Source organism: Bradyrhizobium sp. USDA 4486 (genome assembly GCF_054057995.1).
Genome location: NZ_JBSRZV010000001.1, coordinates 4,229,035 through 4,245,734, shown reverse-complemented (window position 1 = coordinate 4,245,734; position 16,700 = coordinate 4,229,035). Strand labels below are relative to the sequence as shown.

Below are 16,700 nucleotides of genomic sequence, written 5' to 3'. Positions count from 1 at the left end.
CCTGTTTGCAATTATCGGAGCAATCTTACCGGATAAGAACCAGCCAGCATCGTTGCATGAAGCCGGCCCTGTCGTCCGTTGCGGCGATTGCGGCGTGGGTAAGTGTGCGTTGCCAGGTATCAGCGGGATGTCGTGATGTCGAAGTTGTCGATCGTCTTCAAGCTTCTGACCGTGCTCTCGGTCCTCGTGCTCTCGCTCGCCGGCGTCGGCGTGACGGCGATCGGCACGATGCAGAACATCAACGCCCATACCGTCGAGATCGCCGAAAGCTGGCTGCCGAGCGTGCGCGCGCTCGGCTCGCTCCGCGCCGACATCAACGAGCTGCGCGTCGCGCTGCGGCTGCACCTGATGCAGGAGAGCGCCGAGGGCAAGGAGGCGGCCGAGAAGCGCCTCGCCTCGCTGCGCGACCGCATCGAGCAGACCCGCAAGGTCTACGAGCCCCTGATCACCTCGTCGGAAGAGCGCTCGCTCTATCAGCAATGGACCACGGCCTGGGGCGAGTATCTGAACGGCGTGCAGGATGTGATGGCGCTGTCGCGCAAGAGCGTCGGCAAGTTCCCGACTGAAGCCAACGAGATGCTTCAGACCAAGGTCGCCAAGATGGCGCAGGCGGCCGACCCGCTGCTCCAGAAGGGCATCGAAATGAACAATCGCGGCGCCGAGCTGGAGACCAAGCAGGCGGCCGACAGCTACGCCACGATCTTCCGCGTGCTGGTCGCCATCATCGTGCTCTCGGTCGTGATCGCGATCAGCGCCGCCTATTATCTGGTGCGCGATGTGTCGCGTGGCATCGCCTCGATCATTAAGCCGATGCAGTCGCTCGGCGAGGGCGATCTTTCGGCCGAGGTGCCGCATCGCGGTGAGAAGACCGAGATCGGCTCGATGGCGGATGCGCTCCAGATCTTCAAGGAAGCCCTGATCGCCAAGAAGGCCGCCGACGAAGCTGCCAGGCTCGACGCCGAAGCCAAGATCGAGCGCGGCCGCCGGGTCGACGCCATCACCCGCAGGTTCGAGGCCATGATCGGCGAGGTCGTCGGCACGGTCTCCTCTGCCTCGACCGAGCTCGAGGCGTCGGCGTCAACCCTGACCAGCACCGCACAACGCGGGCAGGAGCTGGCAACCGTGGTTGCCGCCGCCTCCGAGGAAGCCTCCACCAATGTCCAGGCGGTGGCCTCCGCCTCGGAAGAGCTGTCGTCGTCTATCACCGAAATCAGCCGGCGCGTGCAGGATTCGGCGCGGATGGCGGCGGAAGCGGTCGAGCAGGCTGCGCGCACCAACGAGCGCGTCAACGCGCTGTCGCAGGCGGCCTCCCGCATTGGCGACGTAGTCGAGCTGATCAACACCATCGCGGGACAGACCAATCTGCTGGCGCTGAACGCCACCATCGAGGCCGCGCGCGCCGGCGAAGCCGGCCGCGGCTTTGCCGTCGTCGCCTCCGAGGTCAAGGCGCTGGCCGAGCAGACCGCGAAGGCCACCGGCGAAATCGGCGCGCAGGTCTCGGGCATCCAGGCCGCGACGCAGGAATCCGTCACCGCCATCCAGGAGATCGGCGGCACCATCGAGCGGCTGTCCGAAGTGTCAGCTGCGATCGCTGCCGCCGTCGAAGAGCAGGGCGCGGCCACGCAGGAGATCTCGCGCAACGTGCAGCAGGCCTCGGTCGGCACGCAGGAGGTCTCCTCGAACATCACCGACGTGCAGCGCGGCGCGATCGAGACCGGCGAGGCCTCGGTCGAGGTGCTGTCGGCGGCGAAATCGCTCGCGACCGACAGCACGCGCCTTAAGGTCGAGGTCGCGCAGTTCCTGGAATCGGTCCGCGCGGCCTAGCGCTCGCTCTTAGTTCGCCTCTCCCCGCTGGGCAGAGGTGAAGTACCTCGTCCCACGCTCTAGCTGCTCGTCTGCGGAGCCGGCGGCGGTGCGACCTGCCGCCGGAACAGGATGCGCTGGTACAGCCAGCCGATCGCGACCAGCACGATGCCGAGGCACATGAACGACAGCGCGCGGTAGATGCCCGTCAGCGTCGACACGTCGATGACGAAGGCCTTCAGGATCGTCAGCGCGATCACGACGGCCGACGCCAGGCGGGCGCGCTCCGAATTGACGAGAACGCCGACGCCGAGCAGCACCACGCCGAAGCCGAGCCAGCCGATCGAGTAGGTGTATTGCTCCGCGCCCGTCGTAGACCCCGTGGAGAGGATCGGGCCGTGATAGAAGCGGCGGATCTCCAGCGTGACGTAGGCGAGCGCGAACACCAGCGCGCCGCCTGCGATGGTGTTGGCGTAGACCTTGCCGCGCGCGCCGACCACGGCATAAGAGAGCAGCAGCATCAAGATCGCAGGCAGCGCGTAGCCGAGCAGCAGTAGGTTGAACACGGCGCCGCCGACATCGACGCGCCAGATCAGCGGGTTCTCCAGGATGAAGAGACCGAACACGCTGATGAGGCCGGCGATCACGGTAAGCACGACCGCGCCGACATTGTGCACGATGCTGCGGCTGCGCAGCCGCAGGCGCTCCAACCCGATCGCCATCGCAAGTGCGACGCAGACCTGCAGCGCGAATTCGAGCAATGACGGCGGCGAGATCATGTCGCCGCCGGTCGCAAGGTGCCGGATCTCCATGAAGGCGAGCAGCGCGGTGAACAGGATCGCAGCCGCTTCGACCACGCGCAGCGGGGCGTCATCGCCGCGGCGGCGCAGGAACATGCTCGCGCCCCAGAACGAGGCCGCCGGCAGGCCGTAACCCCAGAGCAGCCAGTTGAAGATCGGCGTCGTGCCGACGACATCGCCGACGATGCGCGGATCATAACCGATGCGTGCGGTGACGATCGCAGCTAGCCGGCGCAGCACCGGAATTGGCCGCTGCAACGAGATCCAGGCGGTCCCGAGTGACATCAGTGCGAGTGCAATGGTGAGCCAGCCCTTCTCCAGTGCGAAGGTCAGCGCCAGCGCCAGCGCGCCGAGCGTGCCGGTCGCGAACAATGCGATCGAGGCTGCCACGCCCGGTCGCTCTTCGCGACGCATCAGCGCTTCGGTCGCAGCGGCGAAGGCCGCGGCGAGCAGCACCGCGAGGATCGCGAACGGGATGGAGCGGTCGAGATGGGCGATGCGCGCATAGAGCGCAACCAGGATGGCGATCGGCGTGGCGACGCCGGCCGCCGACCACACCACCGGAACGATCGCCGAATTCGAGCGGCCTTGCGCGAGGAAGCCCGCGACGCCGAAGCCGCTGGCGAAGATCGCGGCCATCACCAGATGCAGCGTCACCGAGCTGTCGGTCGCGACCGGCCCGACGCCGGGCATCGGGCCGCCCGGCAGCACCAGCATGTCGGGATTGGCGCGCACCGCCCATTCGGCGAACACGATGAAGACCGTTGCAGCGGCTGCGCCGAGCGCGCCGGTCGCCGCCGGCGCCGGCCAGGCGACGAACAGCGTTCCGCCCACGAGCAGCGTGAAGGCGGTCAGCGCCAGATCCGCATGCGCGCTCGACAGCACGATCAGCATCGCGCCGAACAGATAGGCGCCGAGCGAGCTCGACGACACCGGCTCGATCTCGCCGTCCTCGATGGCCGGGCCGAACATGAAGCCGCAGACCACGAGCAGTGCGGCGAGCACGAAGCCGGCGATGACGTGGAAGGCGTGCGGCGCGACCTGCAAATCGCTGGTGTCGAGCCCCGGGAAGACCCACAGCACGGCGAAAACGATGCTGGTCACTGCGAGCCAGCGCCACAGCCGGATGCGGGCGAGACCAAAGCTCGCGGCGGTGACGATCGCGAGATAGATGTAGAGCGCCCAATAGTCCGGCTTGCCGCTGGAGACGAGGATCGGCGTCGCGAATGCGCCGACAACGCCCAGGCCGGCGAGTGCAGGGCCATGCAGCAGTGCCGCAGCGAGCGTGCCCATCGCAACGATGCCGAGCAGCACGAAGGCCGTGGCGGGCACGAGGAAGCCGTAGAGCGCGTAGGCCGCATAGATGGTCGCGAACGCCACCGCCGTTCCGGCGGCGGTGAGAATGGCGGGGATGTTGGCGATCGGCAGCGCCGCGATGTTGGAGATGCTCTCCTTGCGCCGCGTCCATTCGCCGGCGCCGAGCAGCGCGGCTGCGAACAGGCCGCCGAGGAAGACGCGCACGCCGGGGCCGACGAGGCCGGCCTCGATCGAATAGCGCACCATGAAGAAGCCGCCGAGCGCGAGCGCAAGGCCGCCGATCCACACCACCCAGCGCGTGCCGAGCCGCTCCTCGAAGCCGGGCGCCGGCGCGGGCAAAGGCGGCGGCGCTGCATCGGCTGCGGTGCTCGCTTCAATCGGCGGCTGTGAGGCCTCTTCAGTGACGAGCGGAGGCGCCGCGGTCTCGGCCTCCGGCGCGAGCGGCGGCGGCTCGGCGGCAGCAGCCGTCGCCGGCGCCTCGGGCTGCACCTGGGTCGGCGGCAGCGGCGGCGGCTGCACCTGCCGCTGCGCATAAAACATCGCTTCGAGCGAGCTCAGCCGGCGGCGCAGCTCGGCCGCCTGGCTGGAAGCCTTGATCGCGATCAGGAAGGCGATGATCGCAATGATCAGCGCGAAGACGTCAAACGGGCCGTCGAACATGAAGCCTCCAGGCAACCGGCGCGCAGATCACGCAATGCTCTAGCGCCGGGAGCGTACGCGCAAGCCTGGCGCGGGCCGCTCCTGGAGCACCTCGCGGCGGAAGCGGTAGAGCGCCGCCGGCCGTCCGCCGGTCTGTGTCGACATCACGCCGGTCGGTTCGACCAGGGCTTCGGTTTCGACCAGGCGGCGGAAATTCTGCTTGTGCAGATGCCGGCCGGAGATCGCCTCCACCGTATGCTGCAATTCCGTAAGTGTGAACTCGGCGGGTAAAAGTTCAAACACCACAGGGCGATACTTCAGTTTTGCGCGCAGCCGCGCGATTGCCGTGGCGAGAATCCGGCGGTGGTCGAAGCGCATGGAGATGCCGAGCGCAGGCAGCGCCTTGCGCGCTAATGCCGCAGGGCGGCCGTCGCGCCGCGCCTCCTCGATCAGGCCGGCCTCGTAGAGCAGCTCGTAGCGGTCGAGCACGCGCTCCTCGTCCCACGGCGCGCCGTCAAGGCCGAAATAGAACCGCACGCGATCCTTTCGCGGCAGTGCGCGTGTGGTCTCCGGCGTCTCCTCCTCGGCCCATTTGGTGAGCGCCGGGATGATGTCGCGGGCGATGATCGCAGGCGGCTGCTCGCGCCAGTCTTCCCAGGGGAAGAAGCGATACCAGGGCTCGAAGCTCGCCCCGGTTGCGGCGAGCTCGCCGTCCACCGCGCGCGTCAGCGCGAGATAGCCGATCGACACCATATGCGCGCCAGTGTCGCCGGCCTCCGCGTGACGGCCGCGATCGCCGAAGGTGTAGAGCTGCTCGACATAGCCGAGCCTCAAGGCCGCCTGTTCCTCGACCCAGGCACGCAGGCCGATCTCGAAGGTGCGATGGCTGAGCGCGTCGAACGGGCCGAACGGCAGTCCGGCCAGCCCGTCGCTGCCGCGCGCGGTGAGCACCAGCGGCTCGTGCTCCGCGATCGCAACGATCGCCGCGGTCAACCCGATCTCGATCGGCGTCAGCAGCTTGTCGCTCATGCGATGATGATCGCGGGTGTTGAGAGAAAGATATGCCGGTTGATTTTGGCAGCATCACCGCGGGCTCGCTGTAACGTCTCCCGCTTGCGGCAGAGGCGCAGGCCGCCCTCGGCGGCCGTAATTAGACACGCCGAGGCAAAGCCTCGGCTATGGCGTAGCGCCGGGTGAGGGCTTACTCCTCTAGGGGATTGTCCCGTTGCGGAGACACCCGCTCCCGCAAGCGGGAGAGGGGGCGCACCTGAGTTGCGGACCACAACGCTCATTCGAGCTCGATCGCGAAGGGGCGGCCTTCGACCATCATGGCGCCGGGGCCCATCTCGTCGAGCGCGCGCAGCATGCGGCCGTTGCGCCCGAGCGCGCGGTCGGCAAGGCTGACGATGCGGCGGTTCGGGGAGGCGATTGGCGAGGCCGCACGGATTTTCCTGGCGATCTCGATCTCGTCGCGCTCCGGATTGAGCGCGCACACGGCGGCGAATGCGCTCGCAGTGGAGCGGCTGATGCCGGCATAGCAATGCACTACCAGCGGCGCACTGCGGTCCCAGCCACGCACGAAGTTCAGCACCTGCTCGATATGCGCCTCCGACGGCGCGACGAAACCGTCCATCTCCTCGGTGATGTCGTCCATCGACACCTTGAGATGGTTGGCCGGCAGCACCGACACGGGACGCGCGACCTGCTCGACATTGGCCATCACCGTCAGCACATGGCTGGCCTTGGTGAGGCGGACAGTTTCGGGAAGCGCGGCGAGGGAACAGACGTGGATCATGGCGGACCTTTTTTGCCGCTGATTATAGCGAGCGCTCGTGGGGTGGGCAAAGGCGCATCGCGCCGTGCCCACCATTTCGCACCGCGCGCATCTCGCCCAGTTTGGTGGGCACGCTTCGCTTTGCCCACCCTACGAAGGGATGATGCTACGCAAACACCGCGCCAAACCGCTCCAGAAACTGCTTCTCCGCCCGTGCCGCGGTCCACGGCGTGAGATAGTCGCGCCGGACACTGTCGGACAGGCCCGGATCCTTGCCGAACAGGCGCTTGGCCTCGCTTTCGCTGAAGCCGGCGAGCTCGGTCGCCTCGAGATACGCCGCGCCGCGATCGGCGGCCTTGATCGCCTGCGTGATTTCGTCGGGTAGCACCGGCGGCAGGCCGAAGCGGATGTGGATGGCGCCGAGCAGGCGCTTCTCCACTGCCTTGTAATGGCCATCGAGCACGGCCTTGAACGGCGAGATCATGTCGCCGATCACGTATTCGGGCGCATCGTGCAGCAGTGCGGCGAGCCGCATGCGCTGGTCAACGTTCGGCATCTCGTGCCGCATCACCGTCTCCACCAGCAACGTATGCTGCGCGACCGAGAAGATGTGCGCGCCCGTCGTCTGCCCGTTCCAGCGCGCAACCCGCGCCAGCCCATGCGCGATGTCGGCGATCTCGACGTCGAGCGGCGAGGGATCGAGCAGGTCGAGCCGGCGGCCCGACAGCATGCGCTGCCAGGCGCGGCATTGCGCATCGCGCGCCGTCTTCTTCCCGGTCATTTGGCCTTGAGGCGCGGCTTGCGCTGCGTCTTGCCGCAAGTCGCGTGGCAATGGCAGTCGACGAGATGGTCGTTGACCATGCCGGTCGCCTGCATGAAGGCATAGACGATGGTCGGGCCGACGAACTTGAAGCCGCGCGAGGACAGCTCCTTCGAGATCTGCACCGACAACGGCGTCGAGGCCGGCACGCTCGCGGTGGTCTTGAAATGGTTGACCTTGGGCCGCCCGTCCATGAAGTCCCACAACAGCTTTGAGAAGCCGGGGCCCTTCTCCATGATGTCGAGGTATGACTTCGCGCTCAAAATCGTGCCCTCGATCTTGGCGCGGTTGCGCACGATGCCAATATCGTTCATCAGCGCGTGAACCTTCTTCTCGTTGTAGCGCGCGATCTTTTCCGGCTGGAAGTCGTCGAAGGCTCTGCGGAAATTGTCGCGCTTGCGCAGGATCGTGATCCAGGAGAGGCCGGCCTGAAAGCCGTCGAGGATCAGCTTCTCGTAGAGCGCGCGGTCGTCATATTCCGGCACGCCCCATTCGGTGTCGTGATAGGCGACATAGAGCGGATCCTCGCCGGGCCAGGGGCAGCGGGTCTTTCCGTCGGGATGCAGGCGGGGGGCTCGGCTCATGCGGTGGGCTGCTTGGCTGGAATACGCACGGCGTCGGGTTCGGCGAGGGTCAGGGGCAGGCCGCCGGCGGTGAGCGGCTGCCCGGCATCGAGTGCATCGGCGACGCGGTCGATGCGCACCAGCGCAATGCCCTTGCCTTGCGCCGACGAGCCCATGGTGCCGACTTGCTTGTCGCCGGCCATGACGCTGACACCGACCTCCGGCGAGAGGTCGTCGAGCAGCACCTTGACGCTGCGGGTTCGCGCGGTGCCGCGATGCTGCATGCGCGAGACGACCTCCTGGCCGACATAGCAGCCCTTGTCGAAGTCGACGCCGGCGAGGCGGTCCATGTTGGTCTCGTGCGGGAACGCGTCGCTGTACATGAAATCGAGCCCGCCGCGCGGCACCCCAAGCGCAATGCGGTGCGCTTCATATTTGGCGGCGTCGACAAGCTCGGCGCCGATCAGGTCCGACAATTTCTGCTTGAGATCCTCGGGGATCAGGATGCGGATGCCGAGCTCGGCATTGCGCGGATCGGCAAAGGCGAGGTCCGGCTGCGCCGCAGGCTGACCGCCCCAGGCCGCGAGCACGCCGAGATCGAGGATTTCCACCGTGACCTTGGCGCGCAGCTTGTAGAATTTCAGCTTGGTGGCGAGTCCCTCGGCCAGCGGCTTCGGGCAGTCGATCAGGAACCCGCCGCCATGGCCCGCGGGCACCTCCGTGATCAGGAAGTCCACGATGATCTTGCCCTGCGGCGTCAGCAGCGCGCCGAATCGCCCCAGGCCCGGCTTGAGCCTGTCGACGTCGGTGGTGATGAGGCCGTTGAGGAAGTTGCGCGCATCCTCGCCCGCGACCTTGACCACGCCCCGGTCGGGAAGAAACGCTGATCTCATGCGAAAATCTCTTGCGACATGTTGCTCCGGAACGTAAGCCCGCAAGGCATAAACGACAAGACCTCGAGCCCTGCGCTTGGGGATGAGAGAGGCCCCATGACCCAGCGTTTCGATGTGATCTTGAGGGGCGGCACCGTCGTCAACCAGGACGGCGAGGGTGTTCGCGATATCGGCATCACGGGCGGTCGCGTCGCCGCGCTGGGGGCGCTGTCGCAAGGCTCCGCCGCCGAGGTGATCGACTGCAAGGGCCTGCACATCCTGCCCGGCGTGATGGACACGCAGGTGCATTTCCGCGAGCCCGGGCTGGAGCACAAGGAAGACCTCGAGACCGGCTCGCGCAGCGCCGTGATGGGCGGCGTCACCGCCGTGTTCGAGATGCCGAACACGGCGCCGCTCACGGTGACGGAAGCCACCTTCACCGACAAGGTGAAGCGCGCCCATCACCGCATGCATTGCGATTTCGCCTTCTTCATCGGCGGCACCCGCGAGAACGTGCAGGACCTGCCGGTGCTGGAGCGCGCGCCGGGCTGCGCCGGCGTGAAAGTGTTCATCGGCTCCTCGACCGGCGCGCTGCTGGTCGAGGACGACGAAAGCCTGCGCCGCATCTTCCAGGTGATCCGCCGCCGCGCCGCCTTCCACGCCGAGGACGAGTACCGCCTCAACGATCGGAAATCGCTGCGCATCGAGGGCGATCCGCGCTCGCATCCGGTCTGGCGCGACGAGACCGCGGCGCTGATGGCGACACAGCGCCTGGTCAAGCTCGCGCACGAAACAGGAAAACGCATCCACGTGCTGCACATCTCGACCAAGGAAGAGATCGAATTCCTGCGCGACCACAAGGATGTCGCATCCTGCGAGGCGACGCCGCATCATCTGACGCTGGTCGCGCCCGAATGCTACGAGCGGCTCGGCACGCTCGCGCAGATGAACCCGCCGGTGCGCGGCGCCGATCACCGCGCCGGCATCTGGCGCGGCATCGAGCAGGGCATCATCGACGTGCTCGGCTCCGACCATGCCCCGCATACTCTGGAAGAGAAGCAGAAGACCTATCCGGCGTCGCCTTCCGGCATGACCGGCGTGCAGACGCTGGTGCCGCTGATGCTCGACCACGTCAATGCCGGCCGCCTGTCGCTGGCAAGATTCGTCGATCTCACCAGCGCCGGCCCCGCGCGCCTCTACAACATGGCCTGCAAGGGCCGCATCGCCGCCGGCTATGATGCCGACTTCACGGTGGTCGATTTGAAGCGCAGCGAGACCATCACCAACAAATGGGTGGCGTCGAAAGCCGGCTGGACGCCGTATGACTGTGTGCGTGTGACGGGCTGGCCCGTCGGCACCTTCATCCGCGGCCGCCGCGTGATGTGGCAGGGCGAGCTGGTGACGGCCTCGCAAGGAGAGCCGGTGCGGTTTCTGGAGACGCTGAAGCAGTAGGCGGCGCGGACTAGACACTTCGCGGGCAATGACAGAGTGCCAGGAAGCCCGAGCGCAAATTGGGAGAGAGCAATGTCCCAACCGACGCCCCTCATCACCACCGAGCAACTTGCCGCCATCCTCGGTGATCCCAATCTGCGCCTCTACGACTGCACGACCTACAACGAGCCTGTCCCGCCGGGCAGCGACGTGCCGTATCGCGCGGTGCCCGGCGACAAGACCTTCGCGGCCGGCCACATCCCTGGCGCCGATTTCCTCGACCTGCAAGGCGAATTCTCAGACACCTCCGCGCAGCAGTTCTTCATGATGGCTGATGTGCCCCAGCTGGAAGCCGCCTTCGGCCGCCACGGCCTTGATGCATCCAAAACCGTCGTTCTCTACAGCATCGGCACCATGATGTGGTCGACGCGGTTCTGGTGGATGCTGCGCTCGCTCGGCGTCGATGCCCGCGTGCTCGACGGCGGCCTCGACAAATGGAAGGAAGAGGGGCGGCCGATCGAAACAGGCGCACCGAAGGGTTATCCGGCGACGACCTTCAAGGCTTCGCCGCGCGCGGGCTTCTTCGTCGACAAGAATGTCGTGAAGGCGCGGATCGGCGATCCCTCGACCGTGATCGTCAATGCGCTCGGACCACAGTTTCACCAGGGCTTGGAGCCGAGCCGCTACGGCCGGCCCGGCCGCGTACCTGGCAGCGTCAACGTTCCCGCCGCGACGCTCGCCAACGCCGACAAGACGCTGACAACGCTGGCCGATGCCGAAGCGAAATTCGCGGCCCAAGGCGTCACGCGCGACAAGAATGCGATCGTATATTGCGGCGGAGGCATCTCGGCGACGATCGACCTGCTGATGCTGACGCAGCTCGGCTACGACAAGCTGGCGCTGTACGACGCCTCCATGGGCGAATGGGCGAGGGACCCCTCGCTCCCGATCGAGACGGATTAGGACCTTTCTTACCCTCCGCTCCAGGTCCTTCCAGGCGAGGGTAAGGGCCGGACGAGAAAACTGGGAACCTTTTCCCTTGGCCCGCATCCAACGTCCGGAATGACGCAAAACAAGCAGGTGACCGCCATGCAACGGACCGCAGCCGGCCTCTCCGCCGGTCTCAGGACATCGGAAGCCGAGCTGATTGACCGGGCCCGGGGCCGCGACGAGGCCGCGCTGCGCGAGATCATGCAGGCCAACAACCGCAGGCTCTACCGCCTCGCGCGCGGCATCCTGCGCAGCGACAGCGAAGCTGAGGACGTGGTGCAGGAGACCTATGTCCGTGCCTTCACCCATCTCGAGGGCTTCCGCGGCGAGTCCGGGCTGTCGACCTGGCTGTCGCGCATCGCCATCAACGAGGCGCTTGGCCGGGCGCGCAGCGCCAGGCCGCATGTCGAGCTCGGCGCGGTGCCCGAAGAGGCGCTCGAGGCGCAGATCATCAAATTTCCCGTTTCTCCCGCAGGCGATCCGGAAAGGACCATGGCCCAACGTGAAATCCAGCGCGTCGTCGAACGCGCCATCGACGAGTTGCCGGATGTCTTCCGCATGGTGTTCGTCGCGCGGGTCATGGAGGGCATGAACATCGAGGAGACCGCCGATCTGCTCGGCGTCAAGCCCGAAACCGTGAAGACGCGGCTGCACCGCGCCCGCGCCATGCTGCGCGAGAACGTCGAGAAGGAGATCGGCCCGGTGATGATGGACGCCTTCCCGTTCGCCGGCTGGCGCTGCGAACGGCTGACGGAGGCCGTGCTGAAGCGGCTCGGCATCGGCGGCTGAAGATTTTCGGGAACGTTTGCGCGAGACGTCCATCCAATTCCTGTGAAGCAACGCGCCGGCAAAACGTCCGGCAGCACAGGAGTGTCAAGCCATGTCCGTTCGTTGGAGCGCGGCGACCGCCGCAGCCATTCTGTTGTTCAGCCCCGTGCTGCTGCAAGGCGCGCACGCTGCCGACAAGCTCAGCGATCCGCAGATCGCGCACATCGCCTACACCGCCGGCGTGATCGACATCAACGCTGCCAAGCAGGCGCAGAAGAAGGCCAAGAACAAGGACGTCAAGGCGTTTGCCGACGACATGCTGCGCGACCACGAGGCGGTCAACAAGCAGGCGCTGGCGCTGGTCAAGAAGCTCAACGTGACCCCTGAGGACAACGACACCAGCAAGGCGTTGTCGAAGCAGGCGAGCGACAAGCTGGCCGAGCTCGACAAGCTGAGCGGCGCGGCCTTCGACAAGGCCTATGTCGCCAATGAGGTCGCCTATCACAAGACGGTCAATGGCGCGCTCGAGACCCAGCTGATTCCGTCGGCGAGCAATGCCGAGCTGAAAAGCCTGCTGCAGACCGGTCTGAAGATCTTTCAGGGCCATCAGCAGCACGCCGAGCACGTCGCATCCGAGCTGAAGTAGGAGGGTGTGAGATGAAGCCGGGACGCCTCGCAGCGATCACGCTTGCGGCCATCTTCATGCCGATGGTCGTCCCGGCACACGCCGCGACCATCGAGATCACGATGGAGAATCTCGTGATCTCACCGGCTGAGGTGTCGGCGAAGGTCGGCGACACCATCAATTGGATCAACAAGGACGTCTTCGCCCACACCGCCACGGCGAAGAACGGCGATTTTGACGTGGCGCTGCCGCCGAAGAAGTCTGCCTCATTCGTTCTGAAGAAATCGGGAACGGTCGAGTACTACTGCCGCTATCATCCCAACATGAAAGCGACGCTCAAGATCGAGCCGTAAGCGCTTACTGCCTTGAGACGCCGACCGAGAATTCGCCGTTGCGCACCCGGCCAGGAAGACCCTCGACGAATTTCGCCACCGCGTCCTCGCCATAGGTGCCGACCAGCTCGGCGAAGGCGGCGAAAAGGCTCGCCTGCGCCAGGCAATCGCCATCGACGCCGTCATGACGCGCCTCGGCCCAGGCCTCGTTGAGATAGCTCAAGGCGGCCTGCTTCTGCTCGTGATCGGGCAGCGGCGCGCGGGCGGGGGCGTAGGAAATCGGCTGGCTCATGAAACTCGGTCAGGACTGGGCGCGATCCACGGCGATGCGCTGTGCGAGAGGTGTAGCACGGGCGTTAACGACCGCTAGAGCACATCTTTAAGAACGGTTAACGGCTGTGAACAAAGTCGATGACAGGGTTCCCGTCACTGTCAGTCCGGGGCGCGACGAAGTCGCGAACCCCGGAATGACGAGGAGAGAGTTTCAGTTCGCGTAACGCGCGGTGAGATCGCGCGAGATTCTCGAGCCTTCCTCGATATAGCGGCGGATCGCGACCGTGGCCGCCGGCGTGCAGCTGCGGTAGGTCTGCTGGAAGCCGTTATAGCCGCGGTTGAAGCCGGCGATCATGCGGGTGCGGCGCTCGCCAGAGGGGGTTTCGGCATCGATCAGCGCCTGCATCTCGCTGCGCCATTTGTTGCCCTCGTTGGATCCGCAGATGCCGCGCAGATAGTGCAGGCCGCCCAGGATCTCGGCCAGCCGCTGCAAATCGGCGTCAAACGGCGCCGCCACGTCCTGGGCCCTCGCGGGCACGGAGGCGCAGGCGAGAAGCAGGGCAAAAATGGCCAGAGATCGCGTGGACATCGCCGCGTGTATGCCCCCTCGGGACGGCGGGCGCAAGGCGGGATGGTCAGGCGCCAATCAAGCGCGCAGCGGACTGGATGACGTCCTCCAGTCCCCCGGTCAGCTTGACCTCGCCGAGGCTCGCGAGCGCATCCGGGGCGATCCAGCGGTAATCGTCGAGCTCGTCGTTGAGCGCCGGTTCCCTGGCCACCCAGCGGGCGGCAAAGGACATGATCAGGTAATGGCCGGCGCCGGGCGCGGACGGCAGCACCTCGCGCCAGCCGGCAAGGCCGACGATCTCGATGGAAAGGCCGGTCTCTTCGTCGACCTCGCGCTTGAGCGCCTGGTGCAGCGATTCGCCGAACTCGACGCGGCCGCCCGGGAGCGAATAGAAGCCTTTGGCGGGTGAGCGGGCACGGCGAGTCAGCAGCACCTTGCTGTTGCGAAAGATCGCGGCACTGACCGCGATCTGGGGATGGGTGGGCTGGACGACCGCCGACATTTTCTTGGAGACCCTGGCTCAGTTGGCCATGATGGTGTCGACGTCGGCTTCCGCGCCGCCATTGATGATGCCGCCGCAGGCCGCGATCAGCGGCTTGACCCAGAGAGTGGCCTGCTCGGCGAGGCGGACGCGAGTCGAATCCTTCTCGACCTCGCGCATGGCCGAGCCAACCGCGGTCAGAATCGATGTCATGGTGTCGGTGATGTGGTCGAACTGGGCGCGCACATTCGGATCGGCTTTCTCGTAGGCCTCGATGGCGAGATCACGTGCCTTGAAATTCGACGCCGTGAAATGCTCGGCATAGGACAGCGGCGACCAGGTCAGAAAATCTTCCGCGCATTCGGGCATGTCGGGGACCATTTCCAGCAGCATCACGGCTTCATTGAAATGGTTGAGATAGTCGGTGGCAAGCCCGGTCCGCGGGTTGATGTTGGCCACGCGCAGCCGTTCGGCCCAGGCCTCGGCCTCGGGGCCCGTCTGTACATGCGTCCGCGCGGGTTGGGAGGCCATTGAGCTCATCGGCCGCAGTGTTAACGTTCGGGGTTAAAAGGACCTCAACGGACCCTATATTGGCCCAAGGATGTGTGGACGCTTCGTCATAACTTCAGCCCCCGCGGCTTTACGGCAACTGTTCGGCTATATCGAGCAGCCGAATTTCCCGCCCCGGTACAATGTCGCTCCGACACAACCGATTCCGGTCGTTTTGATCGAGAACGGCGCGCGCCATTTCCGCCTGATGCGTTGGGGCCTGCTGCCGAGCTGGGTCAAGGATCCCCGCGGATTTACGCTCCTGATCAACGCCCGCTCGGAGACGGTGCTGGAGAAGCCCGCGTTCAGACACGCGATTCGCCGCCGGCGCGGGCTGATCCCGGCCGACGGCTATTACGAGTGGAAAACCATCGAGGGCCGCAAGCAGCCCTTCTTCATCCACCGCGCCGACCGCGAGCCGCTCGGCTTTGCCGCGGTGTTCGAAACCTGGATCGGACCGAACGGCGAGGAGCTCGACACGGTCGCGATCATCACCGCTGCGGCGGGCGAGGATCTCGCCGCGCTGCATGATCGCGTGCCGGTCACCATCAGCCCGCGCGATTTCGAGCGCTGGCTCGAGATCCGCGGCGACGAGGTCGATCACGTGTTGCCGCTGATGAGGGCGCCACGCATCGGCGAATTCGCCTGGCACCCGGTCTCGACCCGCGTCAACCGCGTCGCCAATGACGACGAGCAGTTGCTGTTGCCGATCAGTGCGGAGGAGATGGAGGCGGAAGCGCCGAAGCCGAAGAGAGTGGCGCGGAAAGTTGCGGCGAGCTCGGCCGATGACGGGCAGGGGTCGTTGTTCTAGCCAAGCTGGCGCCCTTCACTCCGCTGTCGTCCCGGATCTGCGCTTGTGCTTGTCCGGAACGACAGTTTGGAGTTTGTGGCTGCGTCCTCACACAATCTCCCGCGCCCTGAGCGCCGCGATCTCCGCCGCATCGAAGCCCAGCTCGCCCAGCACCGCGTCCGTATCCGCTCCTAATTCCGGCGCCATCCGGTCCAGCCGTCCGCCGCCATGCGCGAGCTTGAATCCGCTGCCGGCGAAGCGCAGACGGCCGTAGGGCGTATCCAGCTCCTGGATGGCGCCGCGCGCCTTGATTTGCGGATGGTCGATGACCTCCTCCACCTTCCAGATGCTGGCGCAGGGCGCGCCGGCGTCCTCCAGGATCGTCTCCCATTCGCGTGCCGGCCGTTTCGCGAGCGCCTCCTCGATGATGGCACGCAGGGCCGGCTCGTTCTCGTTGCGCGAGAACCAGTCGGCAAACCGCGGATCGGAGAGCGTATCCTCACGGCCGAGCGTGGACATCAGCGCGCGGTACTGCTTCTCGTTGTTGACGGCGAGCAGGATGTAGCCGTCACCGGCCTTGAACAGGTTCGCGGTGGTCTTGCGGCTGACCGCCTGGTTGCCCGACAGCTGCTGGCGATGACCGGCGACCGACCAGTCAGCGATCTGGCCCGAGAGGAACGCCATCGTCGCCTCCAGCATGGAGACGTCAATGAGCTGGCCCTTGCCGGTGCGGTCGCGCTGGTACAGCGCGCTCGACACGCCGAACGCGGCGGTCGCGCCCGAGAGCACGTCGCATACCGCAAAGCCCGCGCGCGTCGGCCCGGTCTCGGGATGGCCGGTGATCGCCATGATGCCCGACAGCGCCTGCATCTTGCCGTCATAGCCGGGCCGCAAACGATCCGGCCCGGTCTGGCCGAAGCCTGACACCGCGCAATAAATCAGCTTGGGATTGATCGCCGACAGCGCCTCATATCCGATGCCAAGCTTGTCCATCACGCCGGGGCGGAAATTCTCCATGACCACATCGACCGTTGCCGCAAGTTTCTTCACGATCGCGATCGCATCGGGCTTTTGCAGGTCGAGCGTCAGGCTGCGCTTGTTGCCGTTGATGGCCTGGAACGCCGGAGCCAGCCCGCGCTCGGCCCATTCGCGGGACAGCGGCGTGCGGCGCATGTCCTCGCCCTCGCGCCGCTCGACCTTGATGACGTCGGCCCCCAGCAGCGCGAGCTGGTAGCTCGCATAGGGGCCGGCCAGCACTTGCGTGAAGTCCAGGATCTTCACGCCCTCGAACGGTCGCGTCACGTC

Annotated in this window: 18 protein-coding genes; 7 read left to right on the top strand and 11 right to left on the bottom strand. The window is 66.2% G+C overall.

The genetic code is table 11. The features are described 5' to 3' along the window. The first annotated feature begins 135 nt into the window (after positions 1-135). Positions 136-1,824, top strand: a complete 1,689-nt coding sequence (locus tag ACVWY3_RS20650) for a methyl-accepting chemotaxis protein (protein ID WP_456840118.1) — start codon at positions 136-138, stop codon at positions 1,822-1,824. 59 nt (positions 1,825-1,883) lie between these two features. Here ACVWY3_RS20650 and ACVWY3_RS20645 read toward each other — a convergent pair whose 3' ends face one another. The 6 genes from ACVWY3_RS20645 to ygfZ all read right to left on the bottom strand — a co-directional run bounded on the left by ACVWY3_RS20645 (position 1,884) and on the right by ygfZ (position 8,609). Beyond that, complete coding sequence (locus ACVWY3_RS20645) at positions 1,884-4,580, bottom strand: DUF2339 domain-containing protein (RefSeq protein ID WP_456840117.1); 2,697 nt, start codon at positions 4,578-4,580, stop codon at positions 1,884-1,886. Positions 4,581-4,619: 39 nt separating this feature from the next. Further along, on the bottom strand, positions 4,620-5,588 hold the full coding sequence (locus ACVWY3_RS20640) for an NUDIX hydrolase (protein ID WP_456840116.1): 969 nt from the start codon (positions 5,586-5,588) through the stop codon (positions 4,620-4,622). Between the two features lie 259 nt (positions 5,589-5,847). Beyond that, positions 5,848-6,354: a tyrosine phosphatase family protein gene (locus ACVWY3_RS20635; protein ID WP_456840115.1), complete on the bottom strand. Its 507-nt coding sequence runs from the start codon at positions 6,352-6,354 to the stop codon at positions 5,848-5,850. Positions 6,355-6,499: 145 nt separating this feature from the next. Continuing rightward, complete coding sequence (locus ACVWY3_RS20630; RefSeq protein ID WP_456840114.1) at positions 6,500-7,114, bottom strand: YfbR-like 5'-deoxynucleotidase; 615 nt, start codon at positions 7,112-7,114, stop codon at positions 6,500-6,502. Beyond that, positions 7,111-7,737 carry a DNA-3-methyladenine glycosylase I gene (locus ACVWY3_RS20625; RefSeq protein WP_456840113.1) on the bottom strand — a complete coding sequence of 209 codons (627 nt, stop codon included), beginning with the start codon at positions 7,735-7,737 and terminating at the stop codon, positions 7,111-7,113. The genes ACVWY3_RS20630 and ACVWY3_RS20625 overlap by 4 nt, the downstream gene beginning before the upstream one ends. After that, positions 7,734-8,609: a CAF17-like 4Fe-4S cluster assembly/insertion protein YgfZ gene (gene ygfZ / locus ACVWY3_RS20620; protein WP_456840112.1), complete on the bottom strand. Its 876-nt coding sequence runs from the start codon at positions 8,607-8,609 to the stop codon at positions 7,734-7,736. The genes ACVWY3_RS20625 and ygfZ overlap by 4 nt, the downstream gene beginning before the upstream one ends. 96 nt (positions 8,610-8,705) lie before the next feature. On the opposite strand from ygfZ, the gene ACVWY3_RS20615 reads away from it, so the two are divergent. From ACVWY3_RS20615 to ACVWY3_RS20595, 5 genes are all read left to right on the top strand, one after another. Further along, positions 8,706-10,040 (top strand): dihydroorotase, encoded by a 1,335-nt coding sequence (locus ACVWY3_RS20615; RefSeq protein WP_456840111.1) that lies wholly within the window; start codon positions 8,706-8,708, stop codon positions 10,038-10,040. A gap of 72 nt (positions 10,041-10,112) precedes the next feature. Beyond that, positions 10,113-10,982 carry a sulfurtransferase gene (locus ACVWY3_RS20610; protein ID WP_456840110.1) on the top strand — a complete coding sequence of 290 codons (870 nt, stop codon included), beginning with the start codon at positions 10,113-10,115 and terminating at the stop codon, positions 10,980-10,982. A 126-nt stretch (positions 10,983-11,108) separates the two neighbouring features. Then, the gene (locus tag ACVWY3_RS20605) at positions 11,109-11,798 is read left to right on the top strand and encodes an RNA polymerase sigma factor (protein ID WP_456840109.1); all 690 of its coding nucleotides are present in this window, start codon (positions 11,109-11,111) and stop codon (positions 11,796-11,798) included. A 91-nt stretch (positions 11,799-11,889) separates the two neighbouring features. Beyond that, a complete protein-coding gene (locus ACVWY3_RS20600) occupies positions 11,890-12,423 on the top strand; it encodes a DUF4142 domain-containing protein (protein WP_456840108.1) in 534 nt (177 codons plus the stop codon). Between the two features lie 11 nt (positions 12,424-12,434). Then, entirely contained in the window at positions 12,435-12,755 is a 321-nt protein-coding gene (locus tag ACVWY3_RS20595) for a cupredoxin domain-containing protein (RefSeq protein WP_456840107.1), read from the top strand. 4 nt (positions 12,756-12,759) lie between these two features. On the opposite strand, the gene ACVWY3_RS20590 is transcribed toward ACVWY3_RS20595, so the two are convergent. The 4 genes from ACVWY3_RS20590 to ACVWY3_RS20575 form a co-directional block, all read right to left on the bottom strand. Next, entirely contained in the window at positions 12,760-13,026 is a 267-nt protein-coding gene (locus tag ACVWY3_RS20590; RefSeq protein WP_235539844.1) for a hypothetical protein, read from the bottom strand. 192 nt (positions 13,027-13,218) lie between these two features. Then, positions 13,219-13,596, bottom strand: coding sequence for a TIGR02301 family protein (locus tag ACVWY3_RS20585; RefSeq protein WP_456840106.1), 378 nt, complete (start codon positions 13,594-13,596; stop codon positions 13,219-13,221). Between the two features lie 46 nt (positions 13,597-13,642). Beyond that, complete coding sequence (locus ACVWY3_RS20580; RefSeq protein WP_456840105.1) at positions 13,643-14,077, bottom strand: NUDIX hydrolase; 435 nt, start codon at positions 14,075-14,077, stop codon at positions 13,643-13,645. 18 nt (positions 14,078-14,095) lie between these two features. Continuing rightward, on the bottom strand, positions 14,096-14,596 hold the full coding sequence (locus ACVWY3_RS20575) for a hypothetical protein (RefSeq protein WP_456840104.1): 501 nt from the start codon (positions 14,594-14,596) through the stop codon (positions 14,096-14,098). A gap of 61 nt (positions 14,597-14,657) precedes the next feature. Here ACVWY3_RS20575 and ACVWY3_RS20570 point away from each other — a divergent pair, with 61 nt between their 5' ends. Continuing rightward, positions 14,658-15,416 (top strand): SOS response-associated peptidase, encoded by a 759-nt coding sequence (locus ACVWY3_RS20570; RefSeq protein ID WP_456840103.1) that lies wholly within the window; start codon positions 14,658-14,660, stop codon positions 15,414-15,416. Between the two features lie 87 nt (positions 15,417-15,503). Here ACVWY3_RS20570 and ACVWY3_RS20565 read toward each other — a convergent pair whose 3' ends face one another. Then, the gene (locus ACVWY3_RS20565; RefSeq protein ID WP_456840102.1) at positions 15,504-16,697 is read right to left on the bottom strand and encodes a CaiB/BaiF CoA transferase family protein; all 1,194 of its coding nucleotides are present in this window, start codon (positions 16,695-16,697) and stop codon (positions 15,504-15,506) included. Positions 16,698-16,700: the final 3 nt, after the last annotated feature.